We start from the raw sequence: 20,266 nt of genomic DNA on the forward strand, positions 1-20,266 counted from the left end.
CTAATCCAGCCCGTGACAAAATCAGATCACAATGCGGCTCCCGAGCGAGACATGTCCCAGACAGGCAAAGAAAAACGTCAGGGCGCGGTGAAACAAATCACCAGCCATTCCAATCCGATCGTCAAGGAAATCAAGGGACTGGTCGCTCAACGTAAACACAGGAGCCAGTCCGGCCTATTCGTTGCAGAAGGATTGAAACTGGCCACCGATGCGCTCGAAGCAGGCTGGCAGGTGAGATATCTGGCGCTCGGCCCGGAGGCCCGGGAAAACCCGGTCGCGCAAAAGGCAGCAGCCACGGCAAAGGCACGGGGCGCGCTGATCCTGGAAGTTTCCACCGCCGTGATGTCCGCGATGACCCGGAAAGACAATCCTCAGATGGTCGTCGGTGTCTATGAGCAGAATATTCTGACCGCAAAAGACATCACCCCGGCGGCAGACGGGATTTGGGTCGCACTCGACCGCGTCCGCGATCCGGGAAATCTCGGCACAATCGTGCGAACCGTCGACGCCGTCGGCGGGAGCGGTGTCATTCTGGTTGGAGACTGCACAGATCCCTTTGCCGTCGAAGCCGTTCGGGCGACCATGGGATCGCTTTTTCATGTCCCACTTGCCAAAATGACGAAGGACGAATTCAAACCATTTGCGAAGGCCTGGCCCGGTACAGTCGCAGCAACGCACCTGAAAGGGGCCGTCGACTATCGAAAGCCGGAATACGCCGAACCGGTTCTGTTGGTCATGGGCAACGAGCAAAAGGGGCTGGAAGACGATATGGCGGACGCCTGCGCGACCCTGATCCGAATACCGCAGGTCGGTCAGGCAGACAGCCTCAATCTTGCCGTTGCCACCGGCGTTGCACTTTACGAAATCCGCCGCAAGCACCTGGAGCTCTAAGATGCGTCTGTTTGTTTTTGGTGTCGGTTTTTCTTCAAAGGCATTCATCGAAGAGGTCCGCGACCAGTTTGACTGGATCGGTGGAACAACACGTTCTGAAGAAAAGGCGAACCATCTCCGCGAGGCCGGTGTGGAACCGTTTCTCTTCGACGGCACGTCCAAAGGTGAGGGCGTTGCAGACGCGCTGAAGACGGCAACGCATGTTCTGGTCTCGATCGCACCAAACGAAGACGGCGATCCCGTGCTTACTTGGCATGGTGAAGATATCGCGGCCGGAACGCCTTCCTGGATCGGCTATCTTTCGACGGTTGGCGTTTACGGCAATCACGATGGTGCGTGGGTCGATGAAGACACAGCCTGCAAACCTGTTTCCAAACGCTCGGTGCAACGTGTTGCGGCGGAAGACACCTGGCTTTCGTATGCTGCGGACACCGGCCTGCCGGTCCAGATTTTCCGGCTGTCCGGAATATACGGTCCTGGCCGGAACACGTTTGAAAACTTCAGAAAAGGCAAAGCGCGGCGACTGGTCAAACCTGGTCAGGTGTTCAACCGCATCCATGTTGCGGATATAGCAAGTGCCCTTAAGCTGGCGATGACCAACCCGTCGACACGGGTTTTCAATGTCACCGATGATGAACCCGCACCGCCACAGGATGTCGTCACCCATGCCGCTGAACTGCTCGGGGTTGCGCCGCCTCCGGAAATACCGTTCGAAAGCGCTGACCTGACGCCAATGGCACGGTCGTTTTATGGCGAAAACAAACGTGTTTCCAACAAGCGGATCAAGGATGAGCTCGGGTTCAAGTTCCGCTATCCCAATTACCGGATAGCATTGCAGGATCTGCTGGCTACACTCTGACAGCCGCTCGTTCCTGAAAGATCGTTAGGTGGTTCATAGCAATGCGTATTGCCTGGAAAATCTTCGGAGTCTCGCTGATCGTTTTTCTGATCATGGCGGGCGCGGCCACGTTTTCGATCTACAAGATCTTCAAGATCAACAATGAACTCCAACTGATCTCCCAGGTCTATTCGCCGCTGCGCCACGAAGTTGCCCGGATCGAGGTGATTGCGCTCCAGGAAGAACTGGAGCTTGAGCGGGTTGAGAAGCTCGAAGCCGAATTGCGCGCCGACCGGCTCGAGGCACTCAGTGCCGGATTGACAGAAACCGACATCGACAGTGCGGTCGCGCAGCGCCCTGACCTTCAGGCACGTATAGTGCATCTCGAAGAACGGCTCGAGACGGGACTGGCTCTGTTTGAAACGCACGCGAATAACGTCGAAACGCTTCTAAGGTCTGCGGAACGGCGGGTCAGGTCAGCGCAGGACGAGGCAACTTCTCTCGATGACAAACTGGAGCTCGCCGCACTCTATCCGACGTTGATCGCCATAGAGACCCAGCACAGCAACTTTCACAGTCATGCGCTCAATCTCGTAAAGGCCGCGGACCTGCCTCCTGCGACGCGGGAAGACCTGGAAGAACAGCTGGAGAGCGAAGGGCAGAAACTGACGGAACGCCTCAACGCGTTGCGTGAACATGTCAGCGACTTCACGGACCAGTCTGTTGCGACCGCCGCACTGCATGAACAACAAGCGCTCTATGCGAGCATCGCTGCAACTGCCTGCGCCGGGCTGCTTGCACTGCTACTCTCGTCATTTGTCATCTCGGGGCTGCTGAAACCAATGCGGGCGCTTTCCAGCGGTGCCAAGCGTGTCGAAGAAGGCGATTTCGAGGTGCGTCTGACACCCCGTTCGCGCGATGAAATCGGCTCCCTGACCAACAGCTTCAACACGATGGTCGACGGCCTCAGGTCGACCCAGAAAATCAAGGACACGTTTGGCCAGTATCTAGATCCGCGCGTGGTTTCCGGCCTCATCGCCGATCAATCGCATGCGACCGCCGGCACGAAAAAGGTGGTCTCGGCCTATTTCTCGGACCTTGCCGACTTCACGACCATATCGGAGCAATTCACGCCCGGCGGTCTTGTGCGCGTGCTCAACCGCTATCTCGACCTGATGTCTTCGCAGATCACCGACCGCCAGGGGGTGATCGACAAATATATCGGCGATGCCATCATGGCGTATTGGGCCCAGCCCTTCAGCGAAGACGATGACCAGGCCACGCTTGCGGTTGAAAGTGCCCTCGCCAATATCCGGCTCATGGAGCTGTTTCAACAGGAGCTGCCCGACCTGACAGGCCTCCAAAAGAACCTGCCCTTTCTGCGCCAGCGCATAGGCATTGCCACCGGCGAGGCCGTGATCGGCTCCATCGGCTCGGAAAAAACCAAGAACTACACGATCATGGGCGATACGGTGAACCTTGCAGCGCGCCTGGAAGGGGCGAACAAGGTGTACGGCACCCAGATCCTGGTGTGCCAGCGAACCCGGGATACCACCTCAGGCATTGAATTCCGTCCTGTCGACAAGATCCAGGTCAAAGGCAAGTCGGAACCGACAAACGTCTATACGCCGCTTGGTTCGAGCCAGGAAATGCCGCAGGACTTGAAAGAGCTGCAGGAGCGATCCGAAGACGCCCTGAGCGCCTTTTCACAGGCCCGTTGGGCGGATGCCCGTCAGGCTTTTGAAGCTATCCTTGTGTCCAATCCGGGCGATCAGATTGCTGCCGTCTTTTTGAACAGGCTCGATTTGATTTCAAGCCAGGGCGCACCTGCTGACTGGGACGGCGTCTGGCACTTGAACACGAAATAGAGTGTCCTGGCATCAAAGCATGACGAACGGACCTCTGCCACGGGTTTCGGGCTTGACGCAGGCGCACCGACGTCCCAGCTTCGGCGCAGGGCAGGCTGGCGCTTGCTGATCACGATTGAGGAATGGACACCATGAGCAACTGGCGCGTTTACCTGTCGGGAGAGATCCATACGGATTGGCGGGAAAGAATTATCAACGGAGTGCAGGCACTGGACCTGCCGGTGGAATTTTCAGCGCCCGTTACAGACCATTCGGCAAGCGATGATTGCGGTGCGGTCATTCTCGGCGGCGAAGACAAGAAATTCTGGTACGACCACAAGGGCGCCAAGGTCAATGCGATCCGCACGCGAACGCTGATCGAAAAGGCTGACATCGTGGTTGTCCGTTTCGGCGACCAGTACAAGCAATGGAACGCAGCGTTCGATGCAGGTTATGCGGCTGCGCTCGGCAAATCGCTCATCGTCGTTCACGACCCCTCGCTGACACACCCCCTGAAAGAGGTCGACGGTGCGGCGCTTGCCGTGGCCGAAACATCGGAACAGGTCGCTGAGATCCTGAAATATGTCATTCTCGGTCAATTGGACAGGTAGTTTGGTTACAACTGGCGACCCGATCGAACTGAGGCTTTGCAAGACTTTTCGTTCATACAGGGCTTGATCGACAGCGTGCTGGAGACGACGACGTCGCGCGATTTTGTGTTTTAATCGGTGAGCTGCTCTCGTAACAGGAAAAGCATTTCCAACCAATCTTCATCAGAGTCATCGCGCGCTTTTGAGATCGCAACACCCAGGGCATACATCAGCTCCTGTTTCTGAAACTTCTGCAAAATAGCCAACACTTCACTGGCGCCCGGCCAATTCATGTCTTTCAGCCAACACAACAGGTCGGGCGTAAACTGAGCTAACTTGGAACACTCAACATCCTTAAGCACTTCGGCTGCATTTCCCCATTGAGATTTCTCTAGATTTCGCAACATCAAAGGTGAAAGGTCGTCGCCAATGTTCAGTCGAACATATTCCTTTGCTGCGATCTGTACTTCCTTAGGTTCGTTCCAATCCAATCCGGCTATTTGTTCCAACAAAATATCTGTCATTTTTATTCCCAAACCAGATCAGACTTTAGCGTGCTTGCCAGAGGCCTTAGCACATTTTTTGCGCTAATCCCTCTGACGACCAATTTGCCAAGTCAGCGCGGGCAACTGGATCGCTAATGTTGCCTATCGGCGGTCTGTTTCTGCGACTTACCAAAATTAACACTGCTTTTCCTACCACCAGGAAACGGGTTTGTCGGATGGTCTGCGAACCGCCGCGCACCACCCGCTTTAGGTCTTACCTTGAAATTAACAAATTCATTACCATACTAAGTGACACTAAGATTTCCCGCATTGCTTAGACGGGAAAGCTGATACCTTCGTAAATCGAACTGCGCATAAAACTGCAGCAGCAAGCAATAGCTGCGCAAACGCATGTTTATTCTCGAGGCAAAATTGCGGAGTACTTTAGAGTTATCATAAACACTGTCATCAAGACGTCGAAATGCCAGATTAGGAAAGGCGATTGTATGTCTTGAGGCGTAGAATTGGAAAGCAAGCTCCATGCAACATGGAAACGTAAAATGGTTTGATCAGGGCCGCGGTGTCGGCACGATCCAACCCGAAGACGGCGAGGACATTCTCGTCCATATCTCGGCCCTGCACCGGTCCGGCATCGACACTTTGAAGGAAGGCCAGCTCGTGGCTTTCGATCTGGAGTGGCGCCGCGGTGAGATGGTGGCTGAAGACCTGAAAGTCCTGTAAGGTAATCCTTTAAGGTCTTTCCGGAAGCAAGGGCGGCTCGACCGCCCTTTTTTATTGGGGGAAACATGAGTATTGACGAAAGGCTGCAGGAAGGTATTGCAGCACATCGAAAGGGCGATCTGGAGACAGCCCAGGACATTTATCTTGAGATATTGAACAATGATCCGAAACACCCGGACGGATTGCATTTTCTCGGCCTTTTGCATTTCGATGCCGGTCAATCCGACAGCGCGATTGACCTGATCCAGAGGTCACTGGAACTCAACGAGCGAAACACGTCTGCCCTGAACAATCTCGGCAACATCCTCAAGCTGATCGGCGAGCCCAGAAAGGCATTTGCAGCCTATGTGCGCGCCGTTGAATATGACTCGCGACATGAGGATGCCTGGAAAAACATAAATCTGTTGCTGCGCAGCTCCGGCGACTACCATGAAATCCTCACCATCATGTCCGAGATCGTCCGTCTGGACCCGGAGAACCCCAGCGCCTGGAACACGTATGGCCTTGCACTGATGTTTACCGGTTCTGAAGAGGAAGCCGCCGAAGCAATCGACAAGTCGCTTCGTTTCGATGATCCGAAGTCACCCACAGCCCTCTGGCGTGCACGCATTTTGAGTGCGCTCGGGAAGACCGACCTTTCGCAAGAACACTTTGAAAGGATTGTCGAGGCAGAGCCGGACAACGAGGCCGCCCATTATCACCTTGCCGCCGTCAGAGGCGACGATCTGGAGCAGGCACCTGAAAACTACGTAAAGTCCCATTTTGACAAGTTCTCGGATTCTTTTGACACCGTGCTGGAAAATCTGGGCTACCGCGCTCCGGAACTGGTCGCCGAAGATGTGGTTGCTCTGGCCGTTGAAAGAGGTGCGCCGTTTCAGGATGTTGCCGACCTTGGTTGCGGCACCGGCCTGTGCGGCCCTCTCATCGATGACCATTGCACACGGCTGACCGGTGTCGACCTGTCGCAAGGCATGATGCGAAAGGCTGCAGAACTGAAAGTCTACGACTTCCTGGTCGAAGGAGAACTGGTTTCCTTCCTGAATTCCGATCTTCCCACAAAGTTCGATCTCGCCGTCTGCGTCGACACGCTGTGCTACATCGGCAATCTCAAGCCCTTCATGCACGCCCTCGCCAATGCGTTGAAACCCGGTGGTATTCTGGTGGCAAGTGTCGAACATCTTGTCGGTGTCACCGGGACCGACTTCCGGGTCGACAGTTCAGGCCGCTATGCACATACGCCAGACTATATTCGCCGGTGCGCGGAAGAAGCCTCTCTTGTTTACAAGCAGGATCGCGAAGAAGTGCTGCGCAAGGAACTGGGAAAGGACGTCAACGGCCTGATTTTCCAGATTCAATTGCCTGAGGAAACCTGAAATCTCATCTGTAGCCAGACTGGCATGGCTTTCGGATAATTCGCAGCCGGCTTCCAGTCAAAAACGACCTACAGTCACGTCAATCAGCAGGAAACGTAATTGCCGTCCGGAGAGACAAAACGCGGTGCGCTCGGCTTCATCCTCGTCACCCTGATCATCAATTCGATGGGGATCGGACTGATGATGCCGGTGATGCCATCCCTTTTGACTGAACTGACGCAATTGCCCGTCAGCGAGGCCGCGCGGTGGGGCGGCGCACTCAGCGTTGTCTATGCGCTGATGCAATTCGTTTTCGGACCAACGCTTGGAAACCTGTCGGACCGGTTTGGCCGCAGACCTGTTCTCCTGGTCTCCATGTTCTCGATGGCGATTGATTATCTTGTCATGGCCCTGTCCTGGCACCTTGCCATTCTGTTTATCGGCAGGACGCTCTCCGGTGTCGCCGGTGCCACCTTCTCGGCAGCCTCCGCATACATTGCAGACGTATCGTCCAAAGAAGACAGAGCCAAGAATTTCGGCCTCGTCGGCGCCGGTTTCGGGGTCGGCTTCGTACTGGGTCCGATGATCGGTGGTTATTTGGGCGAATATGGACCGCGGGCTCCGTTCTTTGCCGCCGCGGCGCTTTCCTTCATAAACTTCCTGTTCGGCTATTTCATGCTGCCGGAAACGCTGAAGCCGGAAAACAGGCGCGCTTTTGACTGGAAACGTGCCAATCCGCTCGGGGCGCTCAAGCAGATTGCAAAGTACCCGGCTGTGCGCACGCTTCTTCTGGCGGTCTTCCTGTTCGACATCGCACACTACGTTTATCCGGCTGTCTGGAGCTTTTACGCGGAGGAAGTCTTCGCCTGGACACCTGCCGATATCGGCCTCTCCCTCGCCTTTGTCGGGGTCGGTTTTGCGTTCGTGCAAGGGTATCTTATCAGGGTGCTCGAACCCAAACTCGGCCCAGGACGAACTCTTCTGATAGGCCTCAGCGCTAACCTTGTTGCCTTTGCAGGGCTTGCATTCGCGAATTCGGGGGCGATGGCCTACGCGATGATCGTCTTCGCCTCCTTTGGCGCGATGGCGACGCCCGCCTTTACCGGGCTGATGTCCAATCGCATGCCGGACAATGCCCAGGGTGAATTGCAGGGTCTCATTTCAAGCGCCGCCGGTCTGTCACTGGTGATCAGCCCGTTCGTGATGACGCAGATATTCGCCCACTTTTCGGGTCCCGGGGCGACAATCTCGTTTCCAGGTGCACCGTTTGCCCTAGCATGGCTCCTCATTCTCGCGTCCATGCTGATCGCACTGCCTTTCATGAAACTGAAAGACGATCGCACTTCAGGATCCGACCAGGTTGAGCGAAAAAAGCCCGCGGAGTGACACAATGACATCTCAATCGGGTCTTGACGGACCAAGACTGTTGCCTGCGCCGGGTGAGAACATCCAGCAACTGGTGGTCCTTTTGCACGGCTATGGCGCCGACGGGTCGGATCTGATTGACCTCGGACGCTTCTGGCAGGCCTTGCTCCCAGGGGTGGCGTTCGTCGCACCGGATGCGCCGGAACCCCTCCCGTTCGACGGCTTTGGCGGTCGCCAATGGTTCGCCCTTGACGAGCGAACACCCGCCGAATACCGGTTCGGCGCCGAAGCCGCGCAGCCAGTGCTCGACCGATTTCTTGACGAGGAGTTGGAAAAACTGTCGCTGGATGACCGCTCGCTGGCGATTTTCGGGTTTAGCCAGGGCGCGATGATGGCGCTTCAGGCTGGGCTCAGACGGAAAACACCGCCGGCCGGTATCCTTGCGTATTCCGGGCTGCTCCCGGGCGCGGACAGACTTGGACAGATCAACCGGGAGAGCCCGGTTCTGATCGTACACGGCGCGAACGACGACCTCGTTCCCAGCTACCACGGCCAGGCGGCGCAAGTCGCGCTGGATGCTGCCGGCGTTCAATCCACTTTCCATGAACTCGACGGGTTGGCGCACTCAATTGACGATCGAGGCGTCTCCCTCGGTGGACGCTTTCTCCAAACGGTGTTTTCCGGCGAAAAATAGCGATTTCAGCGTCATTCCGTACGTTTGGTTAATGGGCTGTTAACCCGATTGAACGATGCTGAAAGGACTTGTGCCGGACCAGAATGGACCGGTGAAATCGGGATCAAGCACATGCAGATCAGTGTCGAAACGACAACCCAGAGTGCAAGCCTGTTTTCTGCGTCCTTTTCAAGTGGCGGTCCAGAAGGATCCAAGCAAGGCCCGAAAGGATACGCATACGGGCATGACATCGGCCAGCGCAACGGCCAGGAAAAAGCCCCCGCAGTTTCCGTTCTTGAAGCAGCGAGCAAAAAAGCTGAAGAAGACGCCGTGGTGATCGCCACGCTTCAGCAGGCCATCGACAAGGGTAAGGGCGACGATGACGACGAGAGCAAGGACAAAGCTCTCGCGACCGTCGAGGACTACCAGAAGACAGCAGGTAAACTGAAGGCGGCTCTGGGCGAAGAAGACCAGGGTGTGTCGGCTTCCGTGGCATACGAAAGCGCCTCCATATCCACGACCACCATCGAGGCGGAAATCGGCGGCGAGACGGTCTCGGCGCAATTCGTTTCCTACGAACGGGTTTCCTATAACAGCGAAACCGGCCTTTCGGTCCGCTCAGCAAGCGCGGCTGCCATCGAGGGTGAATTCGACGACGGCTCCTTCAGCTACCTGAGTGCCTCCGTCAGCGAACTTTATGCCGGAACGGGTGAGCAGGTTTCCAATCTCGCAGGCCTGGTGGCTTAACCTAGATAACCGCCAACGCGGATTCTCGCGGCAGAGCGATACACTGCTACAAATGACAAACAACCCCGTCTTCCTGGCGGGGTTTTTCTTTTTGGAACGTCTTTTTGTTGACCTGCGCATGGCAAGCGTATTTTTCAGATCTCAGCTTGCGCATGAACGCGCCGGGTCACAAGGAGAAAGCCGTTGATTACCTGTTACATCAAGTACGAGATCAACCCGGCCAGGATTGCCGAGTTTGAAGAATACGCCCGGATGTGGATACCACTTGTCGAAAAATTCGGTGGCACGCATCACGGCTATTACCTGCCCCATGAAAGCCCGAACGATCTCGCCGTCTGCCTGTTCTCGTTTCCATCGCTGGCCGACTATGAAGTCTATCGTGCGAAGAGCATGGAGGACGAAGACTGTCAGAAGGCCTTCAGGTTCGCGGAAACGATGGATTGCATCCGCAGATACGACCGCCTCTTCCTGCGCCCCGTCGAGCGTCAGGACTGACCGAACGGAACCAAAAGGCAGGGTTCGTCGGGGAATTTCCACCCCCGATGAACCTGTGACTTTCGGTTGATGTCCGGGACCATGATGGCAAGGATGCTGCGGCTTTCGTGCAGCACCATTGAAAATCGGCAATCTTGCCGCACCTCAAGCTTTTTTGAGGTAAGCCACAAGCACATCGAGCGCCGCCTGAAGATCCGATTTGTGGATCATCTCGGTCACCGTGTGAATGTAGCGCGTGCCGACGACGATCCCAACGGCTTTGGCCCCTGCCGCCGCCTGCTGTGCGGCGGCACCGTCCTGGCCACCTGCTGCGAGCATAGTGCGCTGGAACGGTATCTTTTCCTTCGTCGCAAGTGCCTCGAATTCCTTTACCAGGTCCCGGTCTGCAATAAAGCTGGAGTCCTTGACGTGAAGACCGAAACCGGCCCCCTGTACCGTCGTCCTGTCCTGCTCGGGAACACCGGGCGTGTCACAGGAAAGCGTCGTGTCGATGCCCAGACCGATGTCAGGTTTGACGGCAAAGGAAGAGGTCCGTGCGCCGCGCAAACCGACTTCCTCCTGGCAGGTAAAGGCCACGTGGATCTCACATTCGTGCCTGGACTTTCCGAGCCCCTTGATCGCCTCGACGCCGAGCCAGCAGGCAATGCGATTGTCCAGCGCCTTGGAGACGACCTTGTCGCCGATTTCGATCAGCGGTTCGTCCATAGTCACCATGTCACCGACCCTGACGACCTCCTTGGCCTTGCCACCAAGACCGATGTCGATCACGAAGTCCTTGGGTTCGGGAATTTTCTTGCGTTCTTCGGGCGATGAAATGTGGATCGGCTTGCCCCCCGGGTTCATGACGCCCTTGAAGTCGCCGTCGTCGGTCGAGACCAGGACCCGCCGCGAGAACAGGTTCCGGGCGTCGAAGCCGCCAACGGGCTGGACGTGCAGAAATCCCTTGTCGGTAACGTGCGAAACCAGAAAGCCGATCTCGTCCATGTGACAGAGCAGCATCACCTTTTTCGGCTCGCTCTTCTTGGGCGCCTTGCGGCTGTTTCGCCGGCACAGAAGCGATCCCATCGGGTCCACCGTGACCTCGTCGAAAAGACCCTTGATTTCGTCCTGAATGAGCTCGCGAACGCGATGTTCGTGGCCTGGTACGCCCGGCGTTTCACAAAGGCGGCGGAGTAGTTCGATATTCATGGAACATCCTGTTGGGGTGTTGGCAGTCGGTTGCGATCCTATGCCGAAATCAACCTCAGGATAAAGGGTGGCATTCAGGTATTACAGGTTGAGATTGTCCAAAAGCACCGAATTCGACAGAATTCCATCAATTCCATTAACCGGTTGCTCTCCAAATTCGATGAAACCGGACTATCTTTAAAAAATTGCCATTGCAGTGTCTTAATTGGTCGCGAACATTTAACAACAGATCACATAAGCGTATGATGCAGGTTTGCGAACAGGCGCTGCCCCTTCAAATTTGACCACTCCCGGGGATTTACGATGACCCAGAAAAAGCGATTTATTTTATCAATTGACGGCGGCGGCGTCCGCGGCCTTATCCCTTTGCGTGTCCTTGAAACACTGGAGAGCCGTCTCGCCCAGCGCGGTGTGAACAAACCTCTGCACCAGGTATTCGACCTGATGGCTGGAACGTCCACCGGGGGCCTGATTGCAGCGGGGCTGAGCGCTCCGCGCCCGGGTGGCACGGCCGGTGAAGCGGCAGCGACCATTGCGGAGCTTCGCGAGTTTTACGAGCGCGAGTCGCGGGATATCTTCAAGAGCTCCATCACCGCGCGGCTTTCGCGTGCGGTCACAAATCCCCTTGGACTGTTTGATGAGACCTATGACGCCCGGCCGCTGGAAAAGCTGCTGAAGGAGCGTTTCGGTTGGACGTCGATGGCGAGCGCGCTGACGAAACTGGTTCTGACGGCGTACGATATTGAACAACGCAAGGCCGTCTTCATGACCAATGGTCTGGAAGAAAACGGAAGCCGGCCTGACGACTATTACTTCTGGCAGGCGGTGCGTGCAACGACGGCTGCCCCGTCCTATTTCGAGCCGGCCCGCATTGAAAACCTTACCCGGAAGCGGGAAGAAGCCCTGGTCGATGGCGGTGTCTTCATGAACGATCCGGCAATCGCCGCTTACCTGGAATGCCGCAAGCTCGGCTGGGACCAGGACGAAATCGTTATTCTTTCGCTCGGAACAGGCCGTGCGCCGGAACGCCCCTTTTCTTATCAGGATGCCATCGGCTGGGGCGCGCTGGGATGGATGCAACCCTCCAAAGGCGTGCCGATCCTGTCAATTTTTTCCGACGGGCAGTCGCAGACGGCAGCCTATCAGGCACAGCATCTCTTCGGGGAGTTGCCCAAAGTCACGTATCACCGGCTGAACGCAGTGCTTGAGCCGGAGGCGGAAGACCTCGACAACGCACGTCCGGGAAACATCATCTTGCTCAATGGTGCGGCCGACCGTGTCATTCGCGACAACACGGTGTTGCTCGACGAGCTCGCCGATCTGTTGAAAGCGGAGCTTGAAACAACGGAAACAGATGCATCTTCGTCCGATCTGGTGCATGCTGCCTAAGTGTACAGGCTGCCGGACACTTTGTTAGTTGCTGGCAGCTGGACCCGATCAAAAAACGAGGCTCTGCCGTGACTCAACACGGACGATCAGCCTGGATGCTCTGGAAGCGACCGCTTGCCGGTTTTGCGATTGCAACAAGCGTCATGGCGGCCGGCTTGGCGGCCGCGAATACCGTGCCAGTCCCTGGCGTGAAACCGGGTGGCACGGCACCGCCGGGTTATCAGCCGACCCTCACGATCATTGCAGGCGTTCCTGTTCCCTCCAAAAAACGCGACGTGCCCGAAGGCTATGTCGCAACCAAGCCCAAACTGGTGCTTCATTCGCAGTTTCCGGCAAAGAACTATTTCGGGGCCGCTGACGGACCGGCGCCGCTGAAAGCGCGGGCCATCGGTTCTTATGCAAAGGGATGCCTTGCCGGCGGTGCCTCCCTGCCACCGGATGGGCCGACATGGCAAGCGATGCGTTTGTCGCGGAACCGCAACTGGGGTCATCCGGAATTGGTCGACTATCTGAAGGATCTCGCTGCCGATGCCCCGAAAGTCGGCTGGAACGGGCTGCTGGTGGGTGATCTGGCCCAGCCGCGCGGCGGACCGATGCTGTCCGGCCACGCCAGTCACCAGATCGGCCTTGATGCGGACATCTGGCTGCGCGAAATGCCCAACAGGCGGCTCACCGCAGAGGAGCGCGAAGAAATTTCCGCCATCTCGATGCTCAAGGGCCCGCTTGACGTCAAAGGTGCCGACCGAAGCGTCGACCCAAAAAAATGGTCCGACACCCATGCGCGGCTGATCCGCAGGGCGGCTTCCGACAAGCGTGTCGCCCGGATCTTCGTCAATCCGACAATCAAGAAGGCGCTTTGCGAATTCGAAAAAGGCAAGGACCGCAATTGGCTGCGCAAGGTACGTCCCTGGTGGGGCCATCATTATCATTTCCATGTCAGGCTTTCGTGCCCGAGCGACAGCGTCGGCTGCAAGAACCAGGACCCGCCACCTCCCGGTGACGGCTGCGGCTCCCACCTGACCTACTGGCTGTCCGACGAACCCTGGGTGCCGAAGAACCCGCCCAAGGCAGGCGAAAAACCGAAGGTGGTCAAGAAACGGCCAATGGCTCTTGCCGCCCTGCCAAATGCCTGCCGCACGGTGCTGACCGCAAACTGAGCAACGCCATTGGCACGCCAACCTGAACGAAAGCCCGCCAGGAAACTTTAGGCCTGGGGAGCTTCCTGCGGGACAAGCACCTTCGTTAGAAACACCAAATCCAGCCAACGGCCGAATTTCGTTCCCGTTTGGGGAAGCCTCCCGCTGACCTCAAACCCGAGTGCCTCATGCAGGCGAATGGATGCATGGTTGTCACCGTCGACACCGCCGACGAGAACGTGAATGCCTTCAGCTTCGGCAATTTCAAGAATATGAATCATAAGCGCCCGGCCGATGCCCTGACGATGTCTCGCCGGATCAACATAGACGGTGTGTTCGGCCGTATGCCTGTAGCCTTCCTTCGGCCGGAACGGTCCGTAGCTGGCGAAACCTGCAACATTCTCCTTCTCATCCACCGCCACGATAACGGGCAGTCCCTTGCTTATCCTGCCTTCGTACCAGGTCGTCCGGTCGTCGAGTGTCTCCTCGCGCCCCGTCCAGGCAGCCGTCGTCTCGCGAACGGCTTGATTGTAAAGCGCCAGAATTGCTGGGATATCTTTTGCCTCGGCATTTCGAATACGCATGGATCATCTCTTGAGTTGACGGCGGTCGTGCAGCGGACACGGATTGACCGCGCTACAATGGCGATTTGCAACGACAATTGACGCCTCAGGTATACGTCATTTGCCGGGGAGCCATCGAAACATCCGTACAAGCGCAAGAAACGAACGCGATTTGTGCCTTCAAAAAAGTGCCGGAATTCCCACTCCAAGGCGCGCATTTTTCTGGTCGAAAGCCAATTGCGGTGGTAAACGGGCGGCCATGACGACGAAGACACTTTCCAACATCCGAAATTTTTCCATCGTTGCGCATATCGATCATGGCAAATCGACCCTCGCCGACCGCCTGATCCAGATGACCGGAACGATGACCGACCGCGAAATGACCGAGCAGGTGCTCGATTCGATGGATATCGAGCGCGAGCGCGGTATCACCATCAAGGCGCAGACGGTTCGACTGATCTATAACGCCAAGGACGGTCAGCAATATACGCTGAACCTGATCGATACGCCGGGACATGTGGATTTCGCCTATGAGGTGTCCCGCTCTCTTGCTGCGTGCGAAGGGTCTCTTCTCGTCGTCGATGCCTCGCAAGGTGTGGAAGCGCAGACGCTTGCCAATGTTTATCAGGCGATCGACAACGATCATGAGATCGTCACGGTCCTGAACAAGATCGACCTGCCCGCCGCCGAACCGGAGCGGATCAAGGAGCAGATTGAGGACGTGATCGGCATCGATGCGTCCGATGCCTGCATGATCTCCGCCAAAACCGGCCTCGGTGTCGAAGACGTCCTTGAAGCGATCGTGCACAAACTGCCGGCGCCCGAAGGTGATCCGGACGAGACCCTGAAGGCGATGCTGGTCGACAGCTGGTACGACACGTATCTGGGCGTGATGGTTCTGGTGCGCGTCATCAACGGCTCGCTGAAAAAGGGCCAGAAAATCAAGATGATGGGGACCGGTGCGTCCTATGATGTCGACCGGGTCGGCGCCATGACACCCAAATTCATCCAGGTGGACGAGCTGCGTTCCGGCGAAATCGGTGTCATCACCGGATCCATCAAGGAAGTGGCCGACACACGTGTGGGCGATACGATCACTCTCGACAAGAAGCCCTGTGCCGAACCTTTGCCGGGCTTCAAGCCGGCACAGCCGGTCGTTTTCTGCGGTCTATTCCCGGTCGATGCCAACGATTTTGAAGACCTGCGCGCCGCCATGGGCAAACTGCGCCTCAACGATGCGAGCTTTTCCTTCGAGATGGAAACGTCCGCTGCGCTCGGATTCGGTTTTCGCTGCGGCTTCCTCGGACTTCTTCATCTGGAAATCATTCAGGAGAGGCTGTCGCGCGAGTTCAATCTCGACCTGATCGCAACCGCCCCGTCCGTCGTCTATCAGATGACCCTGACCGGCGGCAAAGAGATCGACCTGCACAATCCTGCGGACATGCCGGACGTGGTCAAGATATCCGAGATCCGGGAGCCCTGGATCCGCGCGACGATCATGACACCGGACGAGTATCTCGGCGCGATCCTCAAGCTGTGCCAGGAGCGGCGCGGCATTCAGGTGGACCTGTCCTATGTCGGCACCCGTGCCATGGTTTCCTACGACCTGCCGCTCAACGAAGTCGTTTTTGACTTTTACGACCGGCTCAAGTCGGTTTCCAAGGGCTACGCGTCCTTCGACTACCAGATCTCGGACTACCGCGCGGGCGACCTCGTCAAGATGTCGATACTGGTCAACGATGAGCCCGTCGATGCGCTCTCCGTTCTGGTTCACCGCAGCCAGGCGGAACGCCGCGGCCGCGCCATGTGCGAAAAGCTCAAGGACCTGATCCCGCGGCACATGTTCAAGATCCCGATCCAGGCAGCCCTGGGCGGGCGTGTCATTGCGCGCGAAACCATTGCGGCCCTACGCAAGGATGTGACCGCAAAATGCTACGGCGGCGACGCCACCCGTAAGCGCAAGCTTCTGGAAAAGCAGAAAGCGGGCAAGAAGAAGATGCGCCAGTTCGGCAAGGTCGAAATCCCGCAGGAAGCCTTCATCCAGGCCCTCAAGATGGATGAGTGAGAGACCTGTTGGCAGTCAGGCCGCGGCCCCTGATACAGCGAACCCAACTTGGGTCTCTGCGATTTTCACGAAGGCGAGCAAATTCGATGCTTGCTCCAGATATCGGAGCGCGATGCACCCGTAGTGCTTGATGCTGTTGAACAACCGCTCTACCAAGTTCCAATCCCGATAGAAAAAGCAGCTTAAGCAGATGGGGTCTTGCCGGTTTCACCGAGGATGCGCCTACAATTCCGCTGAATTAAGCTCGTGTTTTGTCAATTCAGCGATTAAGCCAGACGCTTCCAGTGTGGAGAGCTTGTGATACTGCGTGTTCCCGGGGTACGAGAACTTCAAAACAAAAGGAACCTTGGCAGAGGCGGTATGAAACACCTTTAAGGTTTTGGAAACACGAGTTGTTTTGATGATTTTGTGCCTAAAAAGGAAAATGCTATCGATTAGTCCTAGCTCGACCACATCACCCCCCGAAAGATCAAACAACCTAGAGCCTGACAGATATGTCATATCGCAACAAGTGCCGATGTTCATTCGGTGTACCTCCAGCGACATAACTTTTTGCATTCGCGAAACTATTTTTGCCTGTCTGCGTGCGTCGGTCGATAGCCGATATCAGCGTTCTGAGCGCCCGAGATCCCTTCGCAATCCGATCGAGGCAACACCAACCTGTGATTTAGTCACCCTCGTCACCACACGCAGAACTCCAGGTCATTCAAATTAAAAACGCACCTAGATTAAGTTTAAATCTCTCTTATTATTGCAAATCATACAATATTTCTGAACGAAAAACGCCACTTTATCAGCATATTTTCTATATATCTTAATATTCGAATCAAAAAATCAAATAAATAAAAAAATCAACTGTGCATTCGCGTCACTTCATGGCGCGCCATCGCTTAGGCATTGGTGAATTCTCAAGTCTTTCAAGCCATCCCCGAGGATAAAGCGATGAGTACAGCTACAGATGCGTCACCGACAGCTCCAGGTCAGGGGCTCCTGACCTTCTATCTCGCTGACGCAGATACCGACGAAATCATCCGTTACTTCAGTCCTGGCGAGACAATCGATGCGTCCGACTATGCCGGACAGAACGTCACGATTGCAGCCGAGGCGACAGACAAGGGCGCTGAAATAGGCAGCGTGGAACTCAAGCTCGGAAGCACGACCCAAGTTGAGAATGTCAGTCCCTATGCCCTGTTCGGTGACACGAACGGCAAATTCAGCGGAACGAGCGGGTTTACGTCCGGCGCACAAGAGTTGGACATCAAGGTCTATGGCGACGCCAACGCATCGGGCACGCTTCTCGATTCGTTTTCAATGCCGTTCACTTTCGGTGAAGGCGACCCGGACAGTCCAGCCGATTCGGAACCAGATCCAGTGACCGTTGATCCGGACGCGCTGATCAATCAGTTCGATCATGTCTTTTTCCATTTCGACGGCAACAACAACGATCCGGACGACATTGCCGCCATTCCGATTGCCGCGGTGCTGGCCAAGGCTGCCGGCATTGAAGACAAGACAACGCTGCTTTACGGCAACAATCTCGCCGAGGCGAATGCGAGTGGCCGCAAGGCAAAGCTTGATGACGGAGGTGACCTCGCGAAGGAACTGGGCCTGGACGCCTACAACTATCAGGACGATATCGACGGCACGACGGCGCTGCTCGTCGACAAGCTGAATTCCGGTGAGAAGATCCTGATGATCGAGGGCGGACCGATGGAAGCGGTCTATCGGGCGCTGGAACAAACAGATCCCGCAAACCACGCGAACATCACGCTGCTGTCGCATTCCAGCTGGAACGAAAACCGGAACGTCATCAACAATCCAAGCGATCCTGGCCTGACCGAAGCCCGAAGCTGGGACGACATCAGGGACGACTTTCCAGATGTCACGCAAATCGAGATCCGCGACCAGAATGACGGCAACAACAACGACAAGGGCTTCAACAACAAGGCCTGGTCCTGGCTAGACGCGACGGATGATCCCGTCCTTCAGGACGCACGCGACGTCATGGAACCTGCGGGAAACACGAAAAAGAACGACCCATCCGATGCCGGGATGCTTTTTTATGCGTTGACCGGGATTGAGAACGGCACGCCTCAGGACGCAAAAGAATTCATCGAGAGCTCGCCGTTCTTCGGTGGGCCAGGAACACCGCCAAACGGTGCCCCGGTTGCCAATCCGGACACCGCGGAGACCACGATAAGCGAAGCCGTCGTGATCGATGTCCTGGCAAATGACAGCGACCCGGACGGCGACCCACTGACAATCGAGATCACCGGTCAACCGGCGGGTGGCAGTGCCGAGGTCGAAAACGGCAAGATCGTCTATACACCTGATACCGGATCGGCGGGGAACCAGACCGTCCGCTACACGGTTTCCGACGGAAATGGGGGCGTCAGCGAAGAAACGACAGTGACGGTCGCCGTCAGCGGCAAAGAACCTGATCCGGAACCGGATCCGGATGCCGGCTCTGAATACCTTTCGTTCTTCTTCGCCGACACGGACACCAATGAGATCATAGCGACGCTTGAAGACGGCGACGTTTTGGACGCGGGGCTCTTCGAAGGGCGCAACGTTACCATCGCAGCCGCACACATTGACGACGACAGTCCGGTCGAAAGCGTTCGGCTGACACTGGGGTCGCAATCCCGCCTGGAGAATGTCGAACCTTACGCCCTGTTCGGGGACACCAAGGGCGACTTCTTTGACGGGATGAGCTTGGGCGAAGGCATGCAGGACATCGAAATCAGTGTCTACGACAAGGACAAGGGCGGTGGCGACCTGCTTGAGTCTCTTACCCTGCAATTCACTGTCGATGGCGGCGGCCTCGGACTGGCTTGACCCCAAACAAGACGGGAGAGGACCCTTTCCTCTCCCGTCACACCCAAGTTTTCGCGCACATGCGGAATGCGGTTTTGCGTTTCCCCGCCTCAGTCAACCGGCACAACCTGACCTGTGATTGCCCCTTCAACACATTTGGCATAGGCCAGACCGACGCGCCTGGAGGAAACCAGTTCATGGCCAGGAAACCAGGCTCCATACTGGTCCGCCGATACCTCCAGCAAACCCGGGCTAACGACATTGATCCGCCGACCTTTTGGCAGGTCGATTGCGGCTGACTTCACAAACCCTGCCAAAGCACCGTTCGCCGTTGCAGCGCCTGCTCCCAACAGGACCGGATCGCGATCCAGTATGCCGCTGGTCAGCGTGAAGGACCCGCCCTCGCGCACTCTATCAAGCCCGCCAAGAACCAGACTGATCTGCGACAGCGCCTTGTTTTCCAGGCCGAAGCGGAACTTGTCGACTGTCATATCGCTGATGCGCGCAAATTCGACTTCGCCGGCAGCTGAAATAACGGCATCGACCGGCCCGGTTTGCTCATAAAGGGCCCGGATACTTTCCGGCGAGGTCAGATCCACCCGGACATCGCCCGAAGACCGGCTTGCCGTGATGACATCGTGACGTGCAGACAACTCGTCATACGCAGCTTTGCCGACGTCACCGGACGCACCGACCAGAATGATCTTCATGACAGACCTCCTTCAATTTTCTCGTAAGCTGCGATCTTGTAGGCGAGCACCTCTTCACAGCGGTCCAGATCGGCTCGCCGCCGGTGCAAGCGCTTTTCGTGGTTCAGCAACACCTCCCGGCGCTCCGGTATCGTGGTGTCACCTTGCCGGTAAAGCGCGGCAAAGCGCTGCATTTCCTGCATCGGCATACCGGTTTTCCGGAGCCAGTAAAGCAATGTGAGCCATTCGACATTTTCAGGAGAAAAGCGCCGCAATCCATCCGGCCCGCGCTCAACGGCCGGGACGAGGCCGGATTTTTCGTAGTATCGAATCGTATCGGCACTCAGGCCCGACTTTGTCGATGCTTCGGATATGCGCATGGGTGTTCCTTCACT

General features: G+C 56.6%; 19 protein-coding genes. 14 read left to right on the top strand and 5 right to left on the bottom strand.

The window, feature by feature from the left end; genetic code table 11:
• Positions 1–51 precede the first annotated feature (51 nt).
• The 4 genes from Q0915_RS15730 (at position 52) to Q0915_RS15745 (ending at position 4,187) form a co-directional block, all read left to right on the top strand.
• On the top strand, positions 52–891 hold the full coding sequence (locus Q0915_RS15730) for an RNA methyltransferase (RefSeq protein ID WP_299475294.1): 840 nt from the start codon (positions 52–54) through the stop codon (positions 889–891).
• 1 nt (position 892) lies between these two features.
• Complete coding sequence (locus Q0915_RS15735) at positions 893–1,750, top strand: SDR family oxidoreductase (RefSeq protein WP_299475297.1); 858 nt, start codon at positions 893–895, stop codon at positions 1,748–1,750.
• 41 nt (positions 1,751–1,791) lie between these two features.
• Positions 1,792–3,597: an adenylate/guanylate cyclase domain-containing protein gene (locus Q0915_RS15740; RefSeq protein WP_299475301.1), complete on the top strand. Its 1,806-nt coding sequence runs from the start codon at positions 1,792–1,794 to the stop codon at positions 3,595–3,597.
• Positions 3,598–3,728: 131 nt separating this feature from the next.
• Complete coding sequence (locus Q0915_RS15745) at positions 3,729–4,187, top strand: YtoQ family protein (RefSeq protein WP_299475304.1); 459 nt, start codon at positions 3,729–3,731, stop codon at positions 4,185–4,187.
• A gap of 110 nt (positions 4,188–4,297) precedes the next feature.
• On the opposite strand, the gene Q0915_RS15750 is transcribed toward Q0915_RS15745, so the two are convergent.
• Positions 4,298–4,690 carry a DUF5071 domain-containing protein gene (locus Q0915_RS15750; protein WP_299475307.1) on the bottom strand — a complete coding sequence of 131 codons (393 nt, stop codon included), beginning with the start codon at positions 4,688–4,690 and terminating at the stop codon, positions 4,298–4,300.
• 501 nt (positions 4,691–5,191) lie between these two features.
• On the opposite strand from Q0915_RS15750, the gene Q0915_RS15755 reads away from it, so the two are divergent.
• The 6 genes from Q0915_RS15755 to Q0915_RS15780 all read left to right on the top strand — a co-directional run bounded on the left by Q0915_RS15755 (position 5,192) and on the right by Q0915_RS15780 (position 10,024).
• Complete coding sequence (locus Q0915_RS15755) at positions 5,192–5,392, top strand: cold shock domain-containing protein (RefSeq protein ID WP_299475311.1); 201 nt, start codon at positions 5,192–5,194, stop codon at positions 5,390–5,392.
• Between the two features lie 65 nt (positions 5,393–5,457).
• On the top strand, positions 5,458–6,765 hold the full coding sequence (locus Q0915_RS15760) for a tetratricopeptide repeat protein (protein ID WP_299475314.1): 1,308 nt from the start codon (positions 5,458–5,460) through the stop codon (positions 6,763–6,765).
• 99 nt (positions 6,766–6,864) lie between these two features.
• The gene (locus tag Q0915_RS15765; RefSeq protein WP_299475317.1) at positions 6,865–8,130 is read left to right on the top strand and encodes a TCR/Tet family MFS transporter; all 1,266 of its coding nucleotides are present in this window, start codon (positions 6,865–6,867) and stop codon (positions 8,128–8,130) included.
• A 4-nt stretch (positions 8,131–8,134) separates the two neighbouring features.
• Positions 8,135–8,803: an alpha/beta fold hydrolase gene (locus Q0915_RS15770; protein WP_299475320.1), complete on the top strand. Its 669-nt coding sequence runs from the start codon at positions 8,135–8,137 to the stop codon at positions 8,801–8,803.
• A 111-nt stretch (positions 8,804–8,914) separates the two neighbouring features.
• Positions 8,915–9,529, top strand: coding sequence for a hypothetical protein (locus tag Q0915_RS15775; RefSeq protein ID WP_299475323.1), 615 nt, complete (start codon positions 8,915–8,917; stop codon positions 9,527–9,529).
• A 183-nt stretch (positions 9,530–9,712) separates the two neighbouring features.
• Positions 9,713–10,024, top strand: coding sequence for an NIPSNAP family protein (locus Q0915_RS15780; protein WP_299475326.1), 312 nt, complete (start codon positions 9,713–9,715; stop codon positions 10,022–10,024).
• A 144-nt stretch (positions 10,025–10,168) separates the two neighbouring features.
• On the opposite strand, the gene Q0915_RS15785 is transcribed toward Q0915_RS15780, so the two are convergent.
• Complete coding sequence (locus tag Q0915_RS15785; RefSeq protein WP_299475329.1) at positions 10,169–11,212, bottom strand: M20/M25/M40 family metallo-hydrolase; 1,044 nt, start codon at positions 11,210–11,212, stop codon at positions 10,169–10,171.
• 303 nt (positions 11,213–11,515) lie between these two features.
• Here Q0915_RS15785 and Q0915_RS15790 point away from each other — a divergent pair, with 303 nt between their 5' ends.
• Together Q0915_RS15790 and mepA are read left to right on the top strand one after the other, a co-directional pair.
• A complete protein-coding gene (locus tag Q0915_RS15790; protein ID WP_299475332.1) occupies positions 11,516–12,601 on the top strand; it encodes a patatin-like phospholipase family protein in 1,086 nt (361 codons plus the stop codon).
• A gap of 95 nt (positions 12,602–12,696) precedes the next feature.
• Positions 12,697–13,758 carry a penicillin-insensitive murein endopeptidase gene (gene mepA / locus Q0915_RS15795; RefSeq protein WP_299475335.1) on the top strand — a complete coding sequence of 354 codons (1,062 nt, stop codon included), beginning with the start codon at positions 12,697–12,699 and terminating at the stop codon, positions 13,756–13,758.
• A gap of 47 nt (positions 13,759–13,805) precedes the next feature.
• Here the strand turns inward: mepA and Q0915_RS15800 are convergent, their stop codons facing one another.
• The gene (locus Q0915_RS15800; RefSeq protein ID WP_299475338.1) at positions 13,806–14,321 is read right to left on the bottom strand and encodes a GNAT family N-acetyltransferase; all 516 of its coding nucleotides are present in this window, start codon (positions 14,319–14,321) and stop codon (positions 13,806–13,808) included.
• Between the two features lie 238 nt (positions 14,322–14,559).
• Between Q0915_RS15800 and lepA the strand changes: the two genes are divergently transcribed.
• Positions 14,560–16,365, top strand: coding sequence for a translation elongation factor 4 (gene lepA, locus Q0915_RS15805; protein WP_299475341.1), 1,806 nt, complete (start codon positions 14,560–14,562; stop codon positions 16,363–16,365).
• A 942-nt stretch (positions 16,366–17,307) separates the two neighbouring features.
• Positions 17,308–19,203, top strand: coding sequence for an Ig-like domain-containing protein (locus Q0915_RS15810; protein ID WP_299475344.1), 1,896 nt, complete (start codon positions 17,308–17,310; stop codon positions 19,201–19,203).
• Between the two features lie 89 nt (positions 19,204–19,292).
• Here Q0915_RS15810 and Q0915_RS15815 read toward each other — a convergent pair whose 3' ends face one another.
• Together Q0915_RS15815 and Q0915_RS15820 are read right to left on the bottom strand one after the other, a co-directional pair.
• Positions 19,293–19,892, bottom strand: coding sequence for a short chain dehydrogenase (locus Q0915_RS15815; protein WP_299475347.1), 600 nt, complete (start codon positions 19,890–19,892; stop codon positions 19,293–19,295).
• Positions 19,889–20,251: a MerR family transcriptional regulator gene (locus Q0915_RS15820; protein ID WP_299475350.1), complete on the bottom strand. Its 363-nt coding sequence runs from the start codon at positions 20,249–20,251 to the stop codon at positions 19,889–19,891. Before Q0915_RS15820 ends, Q0915_RS15815 begins: the two co-directional genes overlap by 4 nt.
• Positions 20,252–20,266: the final 15 nt, after the last annotated feature.

Origin of the sequence: uncultured Roseibium sp., assembly GCF_947494555.1 — a bacterium.
In the GTDB taxonomy this organism is placed as follows: Bacteria; Pseudomonadota; Alphaproteobacteria; order Rhizobiales; family Stappiaceae; genus Roseibium.